This window comes from Pseudomonas lactucae (assembly GCF_036688725.1).
In the GTDB taxonomy this organism is placed as follows: Bacteria; Pseudomonadota; Gammaproteobacteria; order Pseudomonadales; family Pseudomonadaceae; genus Aquipseudomonas; species Aquipseudomonas lactucae.
In genome coordinates this window covers 1-17,390 of sequence record NZ_JAQQPT010000021.1, presented here as the reverse complement: position 1 = coordinate 17,390, position 17,390 = coordinate 1, and the positions used below count along the sequence as shown (strand labels likewise).

The 17,390-nt window shown below is 62.1% G+C and carries 16 protein-coding genes and 1 pseudogene; 8 read left to right on the top strand and 9 right to left on the bottom strand.

Going from position 1 to position 17,390, the window contains the following annotated elements:
- The first annotated feature begins 70 nt into the window (after positions 1-70).
- Positions 71-1,114 (top strand): LacI family DNA-binding transcriptional regulator, encoded by a 1,044-nt coding sequence (locus V6M90_RS22645; RefSeq protein WP_141065000.1) that lies wholly within the window; start codon positions 71-73, stop codon positions 1,112-1,114.
- Here V6M90_RS22645 and rtcA read toward each other — a convergent pair.
- From rtcA to V6M90_RS22630, 3 genes are read right to left on the bottom strand one after another with little or no spacing between them, the layout of a single operon-like run.
- Positions 1,111-2,136 carry an RNA 3'-terminal phosphate cyclase gene (rtcA, locus tag V6M90_RS22640; protein ID WP_332847164.1) on the bottom strand — a complete coding sequence of 342 codons (1,026 nt, stop codon included), beginning with the start codon at positions 2,134-2,136 and terminating at the stop codon, positions 1,111-1,113. The genes V6M90_RS22645 and rtcA overlap by 4 nt on opposite strands.
- Complete coding sequence (locus V6M90_RS22635; protein ID WP_332847163.1) at positions 2,133-2,933, bottom strand: nucleotidyltransferase domain-containing protein; 801 nt, start codon at positions 2,931-2,933, stop codon at positions 2,133-2,135. Before V6M90_RS22635 ends, rtcA begins: the two co-directional genes overlap by 4 nt.
- A 14-nt stretch (positions 2,934-2,947) precedes the next feature.
- Positions 2,948-4,174 carry an RtcB family protein gene (locus V6M90_RS22630; protein WP_332847162.1) on the bottom strand — a complete coding sequence of 409 codons (1,227 nt, stop codon included), beginning with the start codon at positions 4,172-4,174 and terminating at the stop codon, positions 2,948-2,950.
- Positions 4,175-4,386: 212 nt separating this feature from the next.
- Between V6M90_RS22630 and rtcR the strand changes: the two genes are divergently transcribed.
- Together rtcR and V6M90_RS22620 are read left to right on the top strand one after the other, a co-directional pair.
- On the top strand, positions 4,387-5,967 hold the full coding sequence (gene rtcR / locus V6M90_RS22625; protein WP_332847161.1) for an RNA repair transcriptional activator RtcR: 1,581 nt from the start codon (positions 4,387-4,389) through the stop codon (positions 5,965-5,967).
- Positions 5,968-6,346: 379 nt separating this feature from the next.
- Positions 6,347-6,646 (top strand): DUF6124 family protein, encoded by a 300-nt coding sequence (locus V6M90_RS22620; RefSeq protein WP_003173369.1) that lies wholly within the window; start codon positions 6,347-6,349, stop codon positions 6,644-6,646.
- A gap of 35 nt (positions 6,647-6,681) precedes the next feature.
- Here the strand turns inward: V6M90_RS22620 and V6M90_RS22615 are convergent, their stop codons facing one another.
- Together V6M90_RS22615 and V6M90_RS22605 are read right to left on the bottom strand one after the other, a co-directional pair.
- Positions 6,682-7,206, bottom strand: coding sequence for a DUF2867 domain-containing protein (locus V6M90_RS22615; RefSeq protein ID WP_137220402.1), 525 nt, complete (start codon positions 7,204-7,206; stop codon positions 6,682-6,684).
- Between the two features lie 168 nt (positions 7,207-7,374).
- Positions 7,375-9,336 carry a sigma-54 interaction domain-containing protein gene (locus V6M90_RS22605; protein ID WP_332847160.1) on the bottom strand — a complete coding sequence of 654 codons (1,962 nt, stop codon included), beginning with the start codon at positions 9,334-9,336 and terminating at the stop codon, positions 7,375-7,377.
- A gap of 184 nt (positions 9,337-9,520) precedes the next feature.
- Between V6M90_RS22605 and V6M90_RS22600 the strand changes: the two genes are divergently transcribed.
- Genes V6M90_RS22600 through V6M90_RS22590 form a run of 3 tightly spaced genes read left to right on the top strand, consistent with a single transcriptional unit; the run spans position 9,521 to position 12,247 of the window.
- A complete protein-coding gene (locus V6M90_RS22600; RefSeq protein WP_332847159.1) occupies positions 9,521-10,525 on the top strand; it encodes a Gfo/Idh/MocA family oxidoreductase in 1,005 nt (334 codons plus the stop codon).
- A 29-nt stretch (positions 10,526-10,554) separates the two neighbouring features.
- Positions 10,555-11,301 carry a TIM barrel protein gene (locus tag V6M90_RS22595; RefSeq protein ID WP_141065024.1) on the top strand — a complete coding sequence of 249 codons (747 nt, stop codon included), beginning with the start codon at positions 10,555-10,557 and terminating at the stop codon, positions 11,299-11,301.
- Between the two features lie 19 nt (positions 11,302-11,320).
- Positions 11,321-12,247 (top strand): sugar ABC transporter substrate-binding protein, encoded by a 927-nt coding sequence (locus tag V6M90_RS22590; protein ID WP_141064992.1) that lies wholly within the window; start codon positions 11,321-11,323, stop codon positions 12,245-12,247.
- Between the two features lie 66 nt (positions 12,248-12,313).
- Here V6M90_RS22590 and yghU read toward each other — a convergent pair whose 3' ends face one another.
- Positions 12,314-13,147, bottom strand: coding sequence for a glutathione-dependent disulfide-bond oxidoreductase (yghU, locus tag V6M90_RS22585; protein WP_003173362.1), 834 nt, complete (start codon positions 13,145-13,147; stop codon positions 12,314-12,316).
- A 142-nt stretch (positions 13,148-13,289) separates the two neighbouring features.
- Here yghU and V6M90_RS22580 point away from each other — a divergent pair, with 142 nt between their 5' ends.
- The gene (locus V6M90_RS22580; protein ID WP_332847158.1) at positions 13,290-13,886 is read left to right on the top strand and encodes a glutathione S-transferase family protein; all 597 of its coding nucleotides are present in this window, start codon (positions 13,290-13,292) and stop codon (positions 13,884-13,886) included.
- A 138-nt stretch (positions 13,887-14,024) separates the two neighbouring features.
- Here V6M90_RS22580 and V6M90_RS22575 read toward each other — a convergent pair whose 3' ends face one another.
- On the bottom strand, positions 14,025-14,792 hold the full coding sequence (locus tag V6M90_RS22575; protein ID WP_003173360.1) for an SDR family NAD(P)-dependent oxidoreductase: 768 nt from the start codon (positions 14,790-14,792) through the stop codon (positions 14,025-14,027).
- Positions 14,793-14,928: 136 nt separating this feature from the next.
- On the opposite strand from V6M90_RS22575, the gene V6M90_RS22570 reads away from it, so the two are divergent.
- On the top strand, positions 14,929-16,077 hold the full coding sequence (locus V6M90_RS22570; protein ID WP_332847157.1) for an aldose epimerase family protein: 1,149 nt from the start codon (positions 14,929-14,931) through the stop codon (positions 16,075-16,077).
- A gap of 54 nt (positions 16,078-16,131) precedes the next feature.
- Here the strand turns inward: V6M90_RS22570 and araH are convergent, their stop codons facing one another.
- Complete coding sequence (araH, locus tag V6M90_RS22565) at positions 16,132-17,100, bottom strand: L-arabinose ABC transporter permease AraH (RefSeq protein ID WP_003173358.1); 969 nt, start codon at positions 17,098-17,100, stop codon at positions 16,132-16,134.
- A 9-nt stretch (positions 17,101-17,109) separates the two neighbouring features.
- Positions 17,110-17,390: pseudogene (gene araG, locus V6M90_RS22560) on the bottom strand (L-arabinose ABC transporter ATP-binding protein AraG); the annotation flags it as partial.

Genomic DNA, 17,390 nt, shown 5'->3' with positions numbered 1-17,390 from the left:
CCCTATCAAGCTATCATCCAGGCCCAGCGGGGCTTGATAGTTTTCTATCAAGACGCACAAGGGGCCAGCCATGCACAACAACAAACGCCCAACCATCGCCACCGTCGCCGCCCAGGCGGGCCTCAGCGTGGCCACCGTCGACCGCGTATTGAACGCGCGTGCGCCGGTGAACCCGGACACCGCCGAACAGGTGTTCCAGGCCGCCGAAGCCGTGGGCTATTTTGCCGCGCGGCTGATCGGCCAACGCATTCGCGAACGCCGCCCCACCTACCGTTTCGGCATCCTGCTGCTGGGCACGGCCCAGGCGTTCTACGCGAACCTGGCGCAGTCGATCAGCGACGCCGCCGAGCATCACGCCACGGCCAACCTCACCTGCCAGTTCGACTACATCAATGACCGCACGCCGAGCGCCATCGTCGCGCAGATCGAGCAATTGGCCGTGCAGTGCGACGCGCTGGCAGTGGTCAGCTTTGCCCATCCACTGATCAACGCGTGCCTGGCACAGATCCGCGCGGCCGGCGTGCCGGTGGTGGCGCTGCTCTCGGATATTCATGAGCAGGCCCTGGAACCCTACGTGGGCCAGGACAACCACGTGGTCGGGCGCACCATGGGCTGGTTGCTCGCACGTACCTGCGGTGCGCGCAAAGGCAGCGTAGGGATCCTGCTCGGCGGCCATCGTTTCCTCGGCCACCAGGCACGGGTCGAAGGCCTGCACAGCTACCTGGCCGAACACGCACCGGGGCTCAAGCCGCTGGAACCGCTGATCAACCTGGATAACTGCGACATCACCGAAGAAGCCACCCTCGACCTGATCAGCCGCCACACCGACCTGCGTGGGCTGTGCGTGGTGGGCGGCGGGGGCGACGGCATCATCAGTGCCCTGGCACAACTGCCCAAGCGCCCGGCGCTGTGCTGCATTTTGCAGGAGTCCACCGAGCTGTCACGCCAGGCGTTGAGCCAGGGCCTGATCGATGTGGTGATGGACTCGCAGCCGCGCCAGACGGCAGTGGCGCTAGTGGAACTGCTGGTGCAATTGCAGAGTGCCGAGGGGTTTGATGCGGTGCGGCATCGGGTGCATATAGCGCCGCGGATTGTCACCTCCGAAAATATTTAGCGCGCCCGACACTCAACCTTCAACCCGCCCTCCTCCTGCTCGTGGCTTTCAATCACTACCGGCAGGAAGCGGCGAATCACCGCCATGTTGCTGTGCAAATGATCGCTCATCTGCGCGGTGGTAAAACTGCCGCCGCCCGCCAATGCCATCGGCAACAGCAGTTGATCGGCCAGGTGTTCGCCCACCGCCGTGTCGCTGGCCTGCCATTGCAGGGCCTGGTTGATCGCCTCATCGGCCACGGTTTCAGCGCGAACCCTGGCCATGCCAAAGGCGCTGAACACTTCGGTGACGTGCTCGTGTGCGTACTCCAGCATCAGCACATTGCCCGGGCCTTGATCGGGGTCTATCTCGACCGCAGACAACTGCGCCAGACGCAAGCCCAGTCGCTGACGTACGCGCTTGAACTCGCGCTCGCTCACCTGGCCGGGCAGGCCGGCGCTCAGCGTGGTCGCCCGCGCTTGCAGCAACGTGCCACGCTGCGTCAGGTGCAACGGCGCCAGTTCGCCGGGCTGGATAAACGCTTGCAACTCGCCGCCACCGGCCGGGACGAAACCATGCCGGACCAGAGTCAACTCGACACGCGCGCCCATGCGCCGCAACAGCGGCAACCAGGCGCGTTGCAAAAAGTCCACTGGCGGTGCCAGCGGGTTATGAGTGCCGCCACAAAGGGTCACGCGGCTGGCGGTCGGTGCCCGTAGCAACGCCGGCATCAGCGTTTGCAACACCAGGGTGCAACTGCCCGCCGTGCCAATCGCAAAGCGGTAGTCGCCGCCTTGAATCGGCCCCGGCGCAAAGCGCAGGGTTTGCGACCCCAGCTCAGCGCCATCCACCCGCGCGCCACACACCTGGGCCGCTGCCAGCACGGCCGTCAAGTGTTGGCGCATCAACCCCGGGCGGCTGCGTTTGGCGCGGATGTTCCTGATGAACAACGTTCGCCCGGTTACCATCGACAGGCTCACGCCACTGCGCAATACCTGGCCACCGCCGATGGCGCCATCCAGTTCAATCACGTCCTGTTTCATAACCATCCTTGTGCAAAGCGTTTGACTGTGTCCCGCAGGTAGCGGTCCAGTCGTTGCGAGTCTTCCCGAGTGCGTGGCAATACCGGTACCTCGCGCTCCAGCTCAGCCACGATGAAGGCATGCAGCGCCGGCCGCCGCGGACCATAAGCCGCCTCACCGGCATTGCGTTTGAGCGCCAGCAACGTCGCCACTTCGTCCAACAGAGCCGCGTCGTTCACCGTGCTCAGCAAGTCGGCGAAGGTCATCGGCGGCCGCCCCAGGCCCAGATCGATCCAACGCACCGCCAGCAACGGCCGCAGTACGTAGAAGTACTTCTTGAAACGTACCGTTTCGCCTTGCAGGTAACCGCGAAAGTTCTTCCTGGCCATCGACAGGTAGTGATTACGCGCAGCCGGCGGGCTGTAGAAGGCTTCGGCCAGCGCCCGCAACTGCGCGGTGGCCTCGGTTTCCTGGCGATACACCAACGGCGAATCCAGCCACTCCAGTAACGTAGGATTGGATTTGCGCAGCAGGCCCAAAGTCTTGCGCAGTTCCCAACCACTCACGTCCAACTCGTCATCCAGCGGACGTTCGATCACGTCGCGCGGCGCATCCACCTGCATGAACCAATCAGGTTTTTCCACGTAGACGAAGCGCACATCGTAGTCGCTGTCGGTGGACGCAAAACCCCAGGCGCGGCTGCCGGATTCGCAGGCATACAGCACTTTCACATTGCGCTCGCGCTCTATTCGGTCCAGTTCCTGCGCAACCCGGGCGCGCATGGCGTCGCTCAATGGGTGCCGTTCTTCCCTTTGCATCTCGATTCCTCCGTTTATCCCTTGACGCACACCACCTGGCGCAAGGTGTGCAGCACTTGCACCAACTCGCGCTGGGCGTGCATGACTTGGTCGATGTCCTTGTAGGCCATCGGTATTTCGTCGATCACATCGGCGTCCTTGCGGCACTCCACATGGGCGGTCGCGCGGATCTGGTCGGCGACGGTGAAGGTGTTCTTCGCCTTGGTGCGGCTCATGGTGCGGCCGGCACCATGGCTGCACGAGCAGAACGATTCTTCGTTGCCCAGCCCGCGCACGATGAAGCTTTTTGCGCCCATGGAGCCCGGGATAATCCCCAGCTCGCCTTTTTTCGCGGAGACCGCGCCCTTGCGGGTCACCAAGATGTCTTCGCCAAAATGCCGCTCTTTTTGCACATAGTTGTGATGGCAGTTCACCGCTTCCAGCGCCACTTCAAACGGTTTGCCGATCACCTGTCGCGTGGCCTGGACCACCGCGCGCATCATTAACTCGCGGTTCTGGCGGGCAAAATCCTGCGCCCAGCCCACGGCTTGCACGTAGTCATCGAAGTGCTGGCTGCCCTCCTCGAAATACGCCAGGTCGCGGTCCGGCAGGTTGGCCAGGTGCTGGCGCATGTCTGCCTGGGCCAGCTGGATAAACAGGTTGCCGATGGCATTGCCCACACCCCGCGAGCCGCTGTGCAACATGAACCAGACTCGGTTGGCTTCATCCAGGCACACCTCGACAAAGTGGTTGCCGGTACCCAACGTCCCCAGGTACTGGCGGTGGTTGCTACGCTCCAGTTGCGGGTACTTGTCGGTGATCGCCTTGAAGCGCGGATGCAACGTGGCCCATACCTGATCGGCCTGGGCCGGTACGTCTTCCCACGCACCTTTGTCACGGCCTTTACGGCTGCGGGTACGGCCATGGGGCACGGCGGCCTCGATGGCACAACGCAGGCCATGCAGGTTATCCGGCAAGTCACTGGCCATCAGCGTGGTGCGCGCGGCGATCATGCCGCAGCCGATGTCCACCCCCACCGCCGCCGGGATGATCGCGCCCACGGTGGGAATCACGCTGCCGATGGTCGAGCCCTTGCCCAGGTGCACATCCGGCATCACCGCGAGGTGCTTGAAGATAAACGGCATCCTGGCGGTGTTCATCAACTGCTGACGAGCTTCGGGCTCCACCGGAACGCCTTCGGTCCAGAGCTTGATCGGTTTGCCGTTGGCGACTTCCAGCAGCTGGTAGGTGTTGTTTTGCATGATCTCGATTCTTTTTTCAGAAGCCGACGTTGCGGCGTTGTCCTGGTGATAGCAGCAGACGTGCCAGGTTTTCCGCTCGCTGTTAAAAAATACGTAACCTATTGTTTTATATAAGTATTTTTTATTTTGTATTTTTTATCGCTGAAAAGCGATGACAAACCAATCGCTCTATTCCTATCCTTACATATCGTTACTTATATTGTGGTCCAGTCATGAAACACAAGCGCACGGTCGCCATCGGATTTATCGGTTCCAAGCTGGATCGCGTCGGCAAGGGCGCCAATCGGTGGAACCACTGGCGTCCCAGCGTCGGGCTGTGCCAGCAGGATGACCTGCAGATCGACCGCCTGGAACTGATCCACGACGTCGACGCACGCGATGTCAGCCTTGCCGAGCGAGTGCGTGCCGACATCCAGCAGATCTCGCCCCACACCGAGGTGCGCCTGCACCCGATGCCGCTGGCCAATCCCTGGGATTTCGAAGAGGTGTACGGCGCGTTGCACGACTTCACCAGTGCCTACCGCTTCAACACCGAGCGCGAGGATTACTTGGTGCATATCACCACCGGCACCCACGTGGCGCAGATTTGCTGGTTCCTGCTCACCGAAGCGCGCACCCTGCCGGCCCGCCTGATCCAGACCTCCCCCAGCCGACGCCTGGATGCCAACGCACCCGCCACCGGCACCCATGCCCTGATCGACCTCGACCTGTCGCGCTACGACCGCATCGCCTCGCGTTTCGCCCACCAGCGCCTGGAAGGCCTGGCGTTTCTCAAATCCGGGATCGCCACACGCAACCCTGCCTTCAACGCCTCCATCGAGCAGATCGAACGCGTGGCCGTGCGCTCAACCGCGCCGATGCTGTTGATCGGCCCGACCGGCGCCGGCAAATCCTTCCTCGCCCGGCGCATCTACGAACTCAAGCGCAGCCGCCATCAACTGCAGGGCCGCTTCGTTGAAGTGAACTGCGCCACACTGCGCGGCGATGGCGCCATGTCCGCGCTGTTCGGGCATATCAAGGGCGCCTTCACCGGCGCGCAAAACGCCCGCGACGGCCTGCTGCGCGCCGCCCATGGCGGCATGCTGTTCCTCGATGAAATCGGCGAACTGGGCCTCGACGAACAGGCCATGCTGCTCAAGGCCATCGAAGAAAAACGCTTCTACCCGATGGGCGCCGACACCGAAGTGGCCAGCGACTTCCTGATCATCGCCGGCACCCACCGCGACCTGCGCGGGCGCGTCGTCGAAGGGTTGTTTCGCGAAGACCTCTATGCGCGCATCAACCTGTGGACCTTCGACCTGCCGGGCCTGGCGGGCCGCCGCGAAGACATCGAGCCGAACCTCGACTTCGAGCTGGAGCGCCACGCCCGCGAACAAGGCCGTCGCGTGCGTTTCAATCTGGAAGCGCGGCGCCGCTACCTGGCATTTGCCTGCTCCAGCGAGGCGGCCTGGCTGGGCAACTTTCGCGAACTGTCGGCCTCCCTCACACGCATGGCGACACTGGCCGACAGCGGGCGTATCGATCAAGCCCAGGTTGAGGAGGAAATACAGCGCCTGCGTTATGCCTGGGGCATCAGCGCACCCCACGCGTGCCTGCCGGCCGACCTGGATCTGTTTGACCAGCTACAACTCAAAGCCGTTATCGACGTATGCCTGCAAGCCGACAGCCTGTCCGATGCAGGCCGACGCTTGTTTGGCGTCTCACGCCAGGCCAAGGCGCAACCGAACGATGCGGATCGGCTGCGCAAATACCTGGCGCGGTTTTCGATTGATTGGAAGCAGTTGAAGCCGTAGCGCAGGTGGTAATCGCGGCGCAGGCGCTCGCTCACGCACCGTATTTTCCATGTGGGGCTAATTGCATTTGGTCATGGCTTGTAAAGGGCCAGCAAGGCGCCTCCCTTTTAATTGCAGGACGTTTCCTAGACAATCTCCGCCGCCTTGTGCCTGTTGCAATCGGTGGCTAGTCTTCGCTGCGTCGCTGGATTTCAGTGATCGGGTTTAGCAGCCTGACGTCAATAGGCACACGGTTCACCTCTGCGTTTTATGGTGGCTGTGCGCGGGGCACCCTCGGGTGCGCTGGTTTTCCTATTGACCGGTCTGCTAACCCGCGTACAGCTGCCACCCTCGTTTAGCAGCGTTGGCGGTAGCTCCCTTGCTCAATAGGAGTTACACAATGAATAAAGTCCTACCCGACCCACCCCGCGACCCCGCCAAAGACCGTGCCGCCTTTAACCGCGCCATCGACCACTATTTGCCCACCCAAGGCTTTCACGCCATCAACGAAGACCTGAGCTTCGAAGATGCTCTGCTCTACACCGCCAGTTTGCTCGACAGTGCTTCGGCAACTGCGCTGGATTGCGGCGAGGCACTCGACAATCCTCAGCGCGCGAAGATTCTGGCGGTGTGGCATTTGCTGGAGATTGCCAGGACCACAGTGGATCGCTCTATCGAGTGCATGAAGCCCTCGGCCTAAACTCAGTTCAAATGTGGGAGCCAAGCCACACCGACTCAGCCAGCCAGAGGCCAACCGATGCGTGCGGCACGGCGCAGGCTGGCCTTGACGACCAAGCGGTGAAAGGGGGCGATCACGAAGAGGTAGGCCCGGCCCAGACGGTTGTGGCACTGGACCACGGTTGAAAAAACCAGTTGGCGACTGCCTTCCGACTCTGCCTCTTCAGAACACAGGACCGATATCCGGAAGTCGAGGTGCATGTCGTCCTCTCCCAACACGATTTCAGTCTGGTTCGTGCTGTAGACCTTGAAGGGGCCAACCCGATCAGCCAGTGATGCCAGATGCTTGGCTGTCTTGAGCCCCAGACACACAACGAGAGTGTCTCGCACTTTCAGGAGCCATCCGATCCAGGACGGCTGGTGGAAAAGGATGAATCGAGCCAGCAAATCCGGGTTGCTCGATGTGCCCACCGGGAGCCGGATCGCAAAAGCGTCTGTCAGGTTCGTTGACGTGTAAAGGTGAGTAATGCCGGACCTCGATGGGACGGGTACGCACATAATGGGTTCAACTTCGCGGGGCATCGGGATCTCTCCTTAGATCTGACTACTCAATAGGTTTCTTGCTACCCAGCCGGCAGAACCGGGCGCAACGTCGCACGGCGCTTGCCGACATCGAACCAGATCAACCAACCATCCCATCCTATAGTGCGCCGACCGGCACCCGCCAGCGCAGAGTTGCGCCATACCCTCTCATCCGCCCCGAAAATCCCCGGCACTCAACCCAAACCGACTCATCTTGTTATACAGCCCACCCCGCGACACGTTCAGCTGTTGAGCGGCCAGGCGGATATTGCCGCTGGTGTTTTTCAGCGCGGCGACGATAGCGTGCATTTCGTGGCTGCTCAGGTCCTGCGTGGGTTGCGACTCATAGGCACGGACCAGTGGGCGAGGCTTGGTGTCCAACGGCAGATCGCCGGGCTGGATCAACTCGCTCATGGCCAGGTTGGTTGCCCGTTCGATGGCGTTTTCCAGCTCGCGCACGTTGCCCGGCCAGACATGCGCCGAGAGCAAGGCCAATGCCTGCGGCGAAAAACCCTGCACCGATTTACGCAGCGAGCGTGCACAGCGCGTGAGAAAGTGCCGCGCCAGCAATGGGATGTCATCGCGGCGCATGCGCAGGGGCGGTACGGTCAGGTTCAGTACGTTGAGGCGGTAGTAGAGGTCCTCGCGAAAGGCACCCTCCGCCACGGCCTGACTCAGGTTGCGGTGGGTGGCGGCGATGATACGCACGTCCACTTGGCGTGCGCTTTTGGCCCCGACGCGCGCAATTTCGCCTTCTTGCAACACGCGCAGCAGGCTGACCTGGGCGTCGAAGGACATGTCGCCAATTTCGTCGAGAAAAATGGTGCCGCCATCGGCCAGTTCGAACTTGCCCGCCGAGCCGCCACGGGCCGAGCCGGTGAAGGCGCCCTCGACATGGCCGAACAGTTCGCTCTGCACCAGGTCCCGGGGAATCGCGCCGCAGTTGACCGCCACGAACGGGCCGTTGCAACGCTCGCTGGCGTTATGGATGGCCTGGGCGAAGAGCTCCTTGCCGGTGCCGCTTTCCCCCAGGATCAGCGTGGTGGAATCACTGCGACTGGCGATACGCGCCAGGTGCAACGCATCCTGGATCGCCCGCGATGTACCCTGGATGGTGTCGAAGGTATAGCGCGCCTGGGTACCGACAATACGCCGGGTGATTTCGCGAATGCGCCGGTTCTCGCGCAGCGACACAATCACCCCGCCCTGCTCCAGCGGGCACACCGAGACCAGGCACGCGAGTTGGCTACGGTCGTGCAGGTGGAAGGTGCAATCCAGGTCGCGCACAGGCTCACTCGGCGGATCGCTCAATTCACTGCGCCCCAGGCGCTGGAACGGACTGCCAATCAGCTCCAGCCCCACTCCGAACAACTGCCGGGCATAGCGGTTGAGCGCCTTGATGCAGCCGCGCTCATCCAGCACCACCAACCCTTCGTTGAGCACTTCGAGCATGGCCTGCTGTTCTTCGAGCAATGCTTGTAGCGCCATCTGCCGGGAGACGGCCTCCGCCGCGGCCTGCACAGTGCCCAGGGTGTGGAAGTGGAACCAGCCGGGTTCGGCGGTGAGGGTGAGCATGGCCAGGGTCTGGCCCCGGGCATTCCTGATCGGCGCGGCGGCGCAGTGCATGCGGCGCTGGCGCAGGCCGACGGCGAAGTTTTCTTCGGCCAGCACGTAGACCAGACGGTCTTCGGCCAATGCCAGGCCGGTGCAGTTGGTGCCTTGTACCGATTCCAGCAAGCGGCTGCCCACCGGGGTGATATCCAGGCCGCAAAAATACAGGGTGGTGCCATCGGCATCGGTGAGGTTGATATGCCCGCGAGGGTTGTAGGCCAGCAAGCCATGCATGACCTGCGCGGCGGCGGCGATCAGTACTCGGTGGGTGGCCAGAGTGGCCGCCAGGGTTTGCGCCGCGACAAAGCGGTACTGGCTGTCGGCGGGGTCGATAGCGGCCTGGACACTGCGCCGCCAGGATTCCCATATCACTTGGCGGACACCGGCTGGGCGTTGCACCCGGCCGTCCTGGCAATCACGCCACGCCTGCTCCAGCGCGGCGATGGGACCCTCATTCAGCGCCGCAGGCCCCAGGTCCGTGAGGTAATCGAGGTCTTGTACGCTGAAGGCCATGTTCATTCGCCGTCTCCATGTTCATTTTTTTGACATGTCAGTATAGGCATGTCATCAAAATGAACACTTATTGTTTATAGATTTTATATAAACCATTAATTATCAATAACTTATAAATTGGCACAGCCCTTGCTCTCACCCCTTTGCCGCCAGGACTGTCCTGAGGCCAACAATAAGAAGGGGTCACCACATGAGTACACAAATCATCCGCCTGGGCCTGATCGGTGCCGGGCGCATGGGCAGCTTCCACGGCCTGACCGCCGCGCGGCATATCCCCGGCGCCCGCCTGGCCGCGATAGCCGACCCCACCCCCGGCCAGGCCGCGCGCCTGGCGGCTGAACTGGGGGTAGACAAGGTCTACACCGACCCACAACAGTTGCTCGACGACCCGGACATCGACGGCGTCATCATCGCCGCCCCCGCCCGCAGCCATGCCGAACTGGTGATCCGCGCTGCCCGCGCCGGCAAAGGAATCTTCTGCGAAAAACCCATGGCCATCACCCTCGATGAAGCCGACCGCGCCATTGCCGCCGCCGCCGATGCCCGCGTTGCGTTGCAGGTCGGCTTCAACCGCCGGTTCGCCAAGAGCTTCCGCACAGCCCACCTCGACGTGCTGGCCGGGCGCATCGGTACGCCGCAACTGCTGCGCTCGCTCACCCGCGACCCGGCGCTGAACAACCCGGCCAACTCGCCACGATGGGTGATCTTCCTGGAAACCCTGATCCACGACTTCGACACCCTGCGCTACCTCAACCCCGGCGCCGAGGCGGTGCAAGTCCACGTAATGGCCGACGCCCTGATCGCCCCGGACTACAAAAGCCGAGGCTTCCTCGATACCGCCGTGGCCACGATCCGCTTCGACAACGGTGCGATTGCCACCGCCGAAGCGAACTTTCAAGCGGTGTATGGCTACGACGTGCGCGGCGAAGTGTTCGGCAGCGCCGGCATGCTCACCATGGGCGGCGTGCAGGAGTCCGACCTGCTGCGCTACCTGGCCCAGGGCATCCAGGCCGATACCCAGCGCCTGGACACCGACCTGCTGCGCGACGCCTACGTTGCCGAACTCAACCACTTTGTCGACTGCCTGCGCAGCGGCGCCAAGCCCTTGGCCAGCGGCGAAGATGCGCGAGCGGCGCTGGCGATTGCCCGCGCTTGCATCGAATCCTATGAGCAAGGCCAGGCGGTGGCCCTGTGATCCCGTTCAAGCTGGCGATCAGCGCCGAGATGGTGTTTCTTGACCTGCCCTTCGTCGAGCGCGTCAAACGCATTCATGCACTGGGCTTTTGCGCGGAAATCTGGAGCTGGACAGACAAGGACATCAACGCCCTCGCCGCCACCGGCGCCAATTTCACCTCGATGACCGGCTATATCAGCGGCACCCTCACCGATCCCGACGGCAGCCGCTGCTTGCTCGACAGCGCCCGCGAGTCCTTGAGCGTCGCCGAGCGCCTCAATTGCCCCAGCCTCAACCTGCACGGCACCGGCCTGGGTGACGGTGGCCTGCCGGTGCAACCCGTCAGCCAGACCACCGGGCGCATGTGGCTGAGCGCCTGCAAGACCTTGGAGAAAATCGCGCGCCTGGGGGAAGACGCAGGCCGCGTGTTCCTGCTGGAAAACCTCAACACCGAGGTCGACCACCCCGGCACCCCGTTCGCCCGCGCCGACGACACCCTGGCGTTGATCGAAGCCGTGGGCAGCCCGCACCTGAAAATGAACCTGGACCTGTACCACGCGCAAATCGGCGAAGGAAACCTGATCGAACTGATCCACCGCGCAGGCTCTGCCATCGGTGAAATCCAGGTGGCCGACGTACCGGGGCGCAAGGAGCCCGGTACCGGTGAAATCCACTACCCGGCCATCGCCAGGGCCTTGCACGGCATAGGCTACAGCGGCGTGGTCGGCCTGGAAGGCTGGGCCAGCGGCGACAGCGAACTGGCCCTGGAGCGTTTCCGCCAAGCATTCACCCTATAACAATAAAAGGAACATCCTCATGCCTCGTTATTCATTGCTCGTTGCCGCACTGTTACTGCTGTTCAGCCAATGGACCTTCGCCGCTTACCGCATCGGGGTCAGCATTGCCAGGGTCGACGATAACTTCATGACCTATGTACGCACCGGCCTGGAAGCCGCCGCCAGGCAGCAGGATGTACAGATCCAGTTCGAAGATGCCCAGGGCGACGTGGTGCGCCAACTCAACCAGGTCGAGGGGTTCCTCAACCAGAAAGTCGACGCGGTGATCGTGCTGCCGGTGGACACCTCCGCCACCGCCAACATGACCCGCGCCGCAGTGGCCGCCAAGACGCCGCTGGTGTACGTCAACCGCCATCCGGATGAACGCACCCTGCCCAAGGGCGTGGTCACCGTAGCCTCCAACGACATCGAGGCCGGGCAATTGCAGATGCGCTACCTGGCGCAAAAACTCGGCGGCAAAGGCACGGTGGCGATCATCATGGGTGACCTCGCACAAAACGCCACCCACGACCGCACCGAAGGCGCCAGGCAGGTGCTCAAGGACTTTCCGGGGATCAAGGTGGTGGAGCAGCAAAGCGCCGAATGGCAGCGCAGCAAAAGCATGGACCTGACCAGCAACTGGCTGCTGGCGGGCACGCAATTCGATGCGATTGTGGCCAACAACGATGAGATGGCGATCGGTGCGGCCATGGCGTTGCAACAGTCCGGCAGGGCCAAGGGCGAGGTGGCTATTATCGGTATCGATGGCCTGCCCGACGGGCTGGCGGCGGTCAAGCGTGGGATGCTGGCGGCGTCGGTGTTCCAGGATCCCAAGGCCCAGGCCACCAAAGCGGTGGAGTCGGCGATCCGGATGATCAAGGGTGAGCCGATTGAAGCCGAGGTGTGGGTGCCGTTCGAGCTGATCGAGCCCGAACAGGTGGCGGTGTTCGAGCAGCGCTACAAATAACCTGGCTTACACCGCTGCAAATGTGGGAGGGGCAAGTCGAATCGTCGCACCGCCCCTCCCACACTTTTAGTCCAGGTCGCTCGCGTCATGTCGCTCGGCCAACTGCTCTGAAAGCTCGCCCGAAACCCGGTTAACCCGCCGCCCCCGCTGCACCGCCGGCCGCGCGTCAATCGCATCCGCCCAGCGCTGCACATGCGTGTACTCATGCACCGATAAAAACTGCGCCGCGCCATACAAACGGCCTTTGACCAAACCACCGTACCAGGGCCAGATGGCGATGTCGGCGATGGTGTATTCGTCACCGGCAATGTACTCGCTCACCGCCAGGCGCTTATCCAGCACGTCCAGCTGGCGCTTGGTTTCCATGGCAAAGCGGTTGATCGGGTACTCCATCTTGCTCGGCGCATACGCGTAGAAATGCCCGAAACCGCCGCCCAGGTAAGGCGCGCTGCCCATCTGCCAGAACAGCCACGACAAACACTCCGCGCGGGCCGCAGGCTCAGTGGGCAAGAACGCGCCGAACTTCTCGGCCAGGTACTGCAGGATCGCGCCGGATTCAAACACCCGGATCGGCGTGGCGCCGCTGTGATCCATCAAGGCGGGGATCTTCGAATTCGGGTTGACCGACACGAAGCCGCTGCCGAACTGGTCGCCGTCGCCGATCTTGATCAGCCAGGCGTCGTACTCTGCGCCCGTATGGCCCAGTGCAAGCAGTTCTTCCAGCAGGATGGTGACCTTCTGCCCGTTGGGCGTGGCCAGGGAATAGAGTTGCAGCGGGTGCTTGCCGACAGGCAGTTCTTTGTCGTGGGTAGCGCCGGCGACAGGCCGGTTGATGCTGGCGAAGGTGCCGCCGCTTTCGGTGTCCCAGGTCCATACGGTGGGAGGTACGTACTCGGTCATGCTCACTGCTCCTGAAGCGATCAACGAAGCGCTCCAGACTAAACCAAAGGGTGTGATTGTGGGAGCCCATATCCCTCTTGCGTCCGTCGACTCGCCGGCCTTAGTCTCCAGAGCCCAACACCCTGAACGCAATGGAGGCTTCATGAAACTGATCGGCATGTTGGACTCGCCCTACGTACGTCGCGTGGCGATTTCCCTGGAGTTGTACGGAATTGATTTTGTGCATGAGCCGCTGTCGGTGTTTAGCACCTTCGCGGAATTTTCCCAAATCAACCCGGTGGTCAAGGCCCCTACCCTGGTACTCGACGACGGCACGGTGTTGATGGATTCGAGCCTGATCCTCGATTATCTGGAAGCGCTGGCGCCGGCCGATAAAAAGCTGCTGCCCCAACCACTCGTGGCTCGCGCCAAGGACCTGCAGGTACTGGGGCTAGCCCTGGCAGCCTGTGAGAAAAGCGTGCAGATCGTCTATGAGCACAACCTGCGCCCCGCCGAGAAGCTGCATGCGCCATGGCTCGAGCGCGTCAGTGGGCAACTGCTGGCGGCGTATGCGTTGCTGGACAAGCAACTGGCCGACAGTGAAACACTCACCCAGGCGTCCATCACTGCGGCAGTCGCCTGGTCGTTCAGCCAGTTCACCGTGGCGACCGCGGTCAAGGCGGATGCGTTCCCCAACCTGAAACGCCACGCCGAGCGGCTGGAGCAGCATCCGGCGTTCAAGCGTTACCCGATCGAATAAGCAACATCGTTTTTTAAATGTGGGAGGGGGCTTGCCCCCGATGAGGCAGGGTCAGCCAATACTTCCTTTGCTGGCCCACCGCTATCGGGCAAGCCCCCTCCCACATTGATCTGGGTTGTCTGAACTGACGTGTTCGGCTCAGACCCAACCGCCATCCACGATAAAGTTCTGCGCCGAACACATCGCCGAGGCATCCGAGGCCAGGAACAACGCCATATTGGCGATATGCTCCGGCATCACGCTGCCGGGCATGCACTGGCTGCGGGCGATGAGTTCCCTGGCCGCGTCATCCACCCACATGGCCAGTTGTTTTTCGGTCATCACCCAGCCCGGCACCAGCGTATTGACGCGGATATGGTGAGGCCCCAGTTCCCGCGCCAGGCCACGGGTCATGCCGTGGGCGGCGGCCTTGCTGGCGGCGTACACCGGGTAGCCGGCGGAGGCCATCATCCAGCCGACCGAGCCCAGGTTGATGATCGAGCCGCCGCCGGCGCCTTTCATCATGGGCACCACCGCCTTGGCGGCAAAAAATGCGTGCTTGAGGTTGACCGCAATCAGCTGGTCGAACATCTGCGAGTCAACGTCTTCCAAGGTATGGCGCACGTCGTTCGCCGCGTTGTTGACCAACACCGTGATCGGCCCCAGCGACTGCTCAAACCGCGTGATTGCCGCCCGAAAGCCAATTTCGTCGGTGATGTCGCAGCATACGAATTCCACCGTACGCCCCTGTGAACTCAACAGCGCCGCCAGGCGTTCGCCCTGGCTCTGTGCGCGGTCCACAAAGGCCACCTTGGCGCCTTGCGCGGCAAAGGCGCGCACCATGAATTCGCCGATACCCGAGGCGCCCCCTGAGATCAGTACGGTCTTGCCTTCAAGGTCGGGATAAACAGCCTGTGCAGTACTCATATAACGGTGCCTCGATCAATTAGTCTTATTTTATTTTACGAAATCGGCGTTTAAGGCTATAAATTCGCTGTCACACCGACAAAATATCGCTATTAGTAGAACTATTCCACTCAAAACAACAAAAGGAAGTTCGACCATGAAGCACCCTCGATACCTGCTCTCGGGCCTTGCCATGTCCATGCTGATCGCCAGCGGCGGCGCCCAGGCGGCAGGGCTCAGCAGCGAGCACAAACCTTTCGGTAAAACCAACGACGGCACGCCCGTCGAACAGTACATCCTGCGCAACAGCCATGGCATGCAAGCCACGGTCATCACCTACGGCGGCGTGCTGCAGTCGCTGAAGGTGCCGGACAAACACGGCAAGGTCGACGACGTGGTGCTCGGCTTCGACGACGTACAGGGCTACCAGGCCGGTACGGCATTTTTCGGCGCGACCATCGGGCGCTTCGGCAATCGCCTTGCCGGCGGTGCTTTCGAACTCGATGGCAAGCGCTTCCAGGTGCCGCTCAACGACGGTCCCAACGCGTTGCACGGCGGCGCCCAGGGCTTCGACAAGCAGGTGTGGAAAGCCGCGCAGGTCAAGGGCAAGGACTCGGTTGGGGTCACCCTCACCTACCTGTCCAAGGACGGCGAGATGGGTTTCCCCGGCAACCTGAAAACCGAGGTCACCTACAGCCTCAACGATAAAAACGAACTGCACATCGACTACAAGGCCACCACCGACAAACCCACCGTGCTCAACCTGACCAACCACAGCTACTTCAACCTGGCCGGTGCGGGTAACGGGGACATCCTCAAACAGGTTGCCACCTTGCATGCCAGCCACTACACGCCGGTCAATGCGACGCTGATCCCAACCGGCGAACTTGCCCCAGTCAAGGGCACGCCGATGGATTTCCTCAAACCCACGCCGATCGGCCAGCACATCAAGGACGATCATCCGCAGCTTAAATTCGCCGAACCGAAGCAAGGCGGATTTGACTTCAACTGGGCGCTGGACACCAAGGGCGACCTCAAGCAACTCGCCGCCCAAGTGCATGACCCCGAGTCGGGCCGGCGCTTGCAGCTCTACACCAGTGAGCCGGGGGTGCAGTTCTATACCAGCAACTTCCTCGACGGTTCGGTGAAGGGCAAGGCTGGCAAGACTTACTTGCACTGGAGCGGGTTTACCTTGGAGACCCAGCACTATCCGGATGCGCCTAACCAGCCCAGCTTTGCATCAACTCGTTTGAACCCGGGACAAACCTACACCCAGAACACCGTCTTCAAGTTCAGCGCTGATTAAAAACCGTGGGAGGGGCTTGCCCCCTCCCATATTTGCCGCTCATGGGGCTTTGAATCAGCGTTGCTTCATGCGGTCGATGACCACCGCCAGCAGCAGGATCGAACCGCGAATCACGTACTGATAGAACGTGTCGATGTTCTTCAGGTTCATCGCGTTTTCGATGATCGCCAGGATCAGCACCCCGGCAATCACGTGCCGGATCATGCCGATACCGCCGCTCAGCGACACCCCGCCCAGCACGCACGCCGAAATCACCGTCAGCTCGAAACCCTGCCCAATCATCGGCTGGCCCGAGGTCATGCGCGACGCGAGGATCACCCCGGCCAGTGCGCCGATCAGACCGTGCACGGCAAAGATCAGGATCTTGGTGCGATCAACGTTCACCCCCGCCAGCAACGCCGCTTCCGGGTTGCCGCCGATGGCCATGGTGTTGCGCCCGTAGGTGGTGTAGTTAAGCAACCAGCCGAAAAACAGGAAGCACAGGATCGTGATCAGGATCGGCACCGGCACGCCGAACAACTGGCCATTGCCGAAGATAAAGAACTGATCCTGGGACACGCCCACCGCCTTGCCGTCGGCAAAGATGTAGGCCAGGCCGCGTACGATCTGCATGGTCGCCAAGGTGGTGATCAACGCATTGACCCGCAGCTTGGCGATGACGATGCCGTTGATCAACCCGACGATCAGGCCCATCAGCAGCGCCGCGCCAATGCCGAGCATCACGCTCTCGGTATCGCGCATGACGATGGCCGCGACCACACCGGCGCAGGCGATCACCGAGCCCACCGACAAGTCAAAATGCCCCGATGCCAGGCAGAACAGCATGGTGCACGCGGCAATCCCCACGGTGGACACCGCCAGGCCCAGCCCGCGCATGTTCAGCGGCGAGAGGAAGTTATCGATCAGCAAGGCGCACAGCACAAAAATGCCCACCGCCGCCAGCAGCATCGCCCAGTTGTCGAGCAGTGCGCGCATATCCAGGGGTTTGCGTGCGGTTGGCAACGCGTTGTTTTGAGTGGTCATGGTCGTCTCTCAGTTCGTCACGCGGCGCGGCAAGGCCAGCTGCAGCAGGTTGGATTCAGTGGCGTGTTCGCGCAGTTGTTCCCCGCGCAGGGCGCCTTCACACAGCACCAGGATGCGGTCGGAAATGCCCATGACTTCCATCAGGTCGCTGGACACCACGATCACCGCAATGCCTTGGGCCGCGAGGTTATGGATGATCTGGTAGATCTCGGCCTTGGCGCCGATATCGATGCCTCGGGTTGGTTCGTCCAGCAGCAGCACCTTCATCGGCATCGACAGCCAGCGGCCGA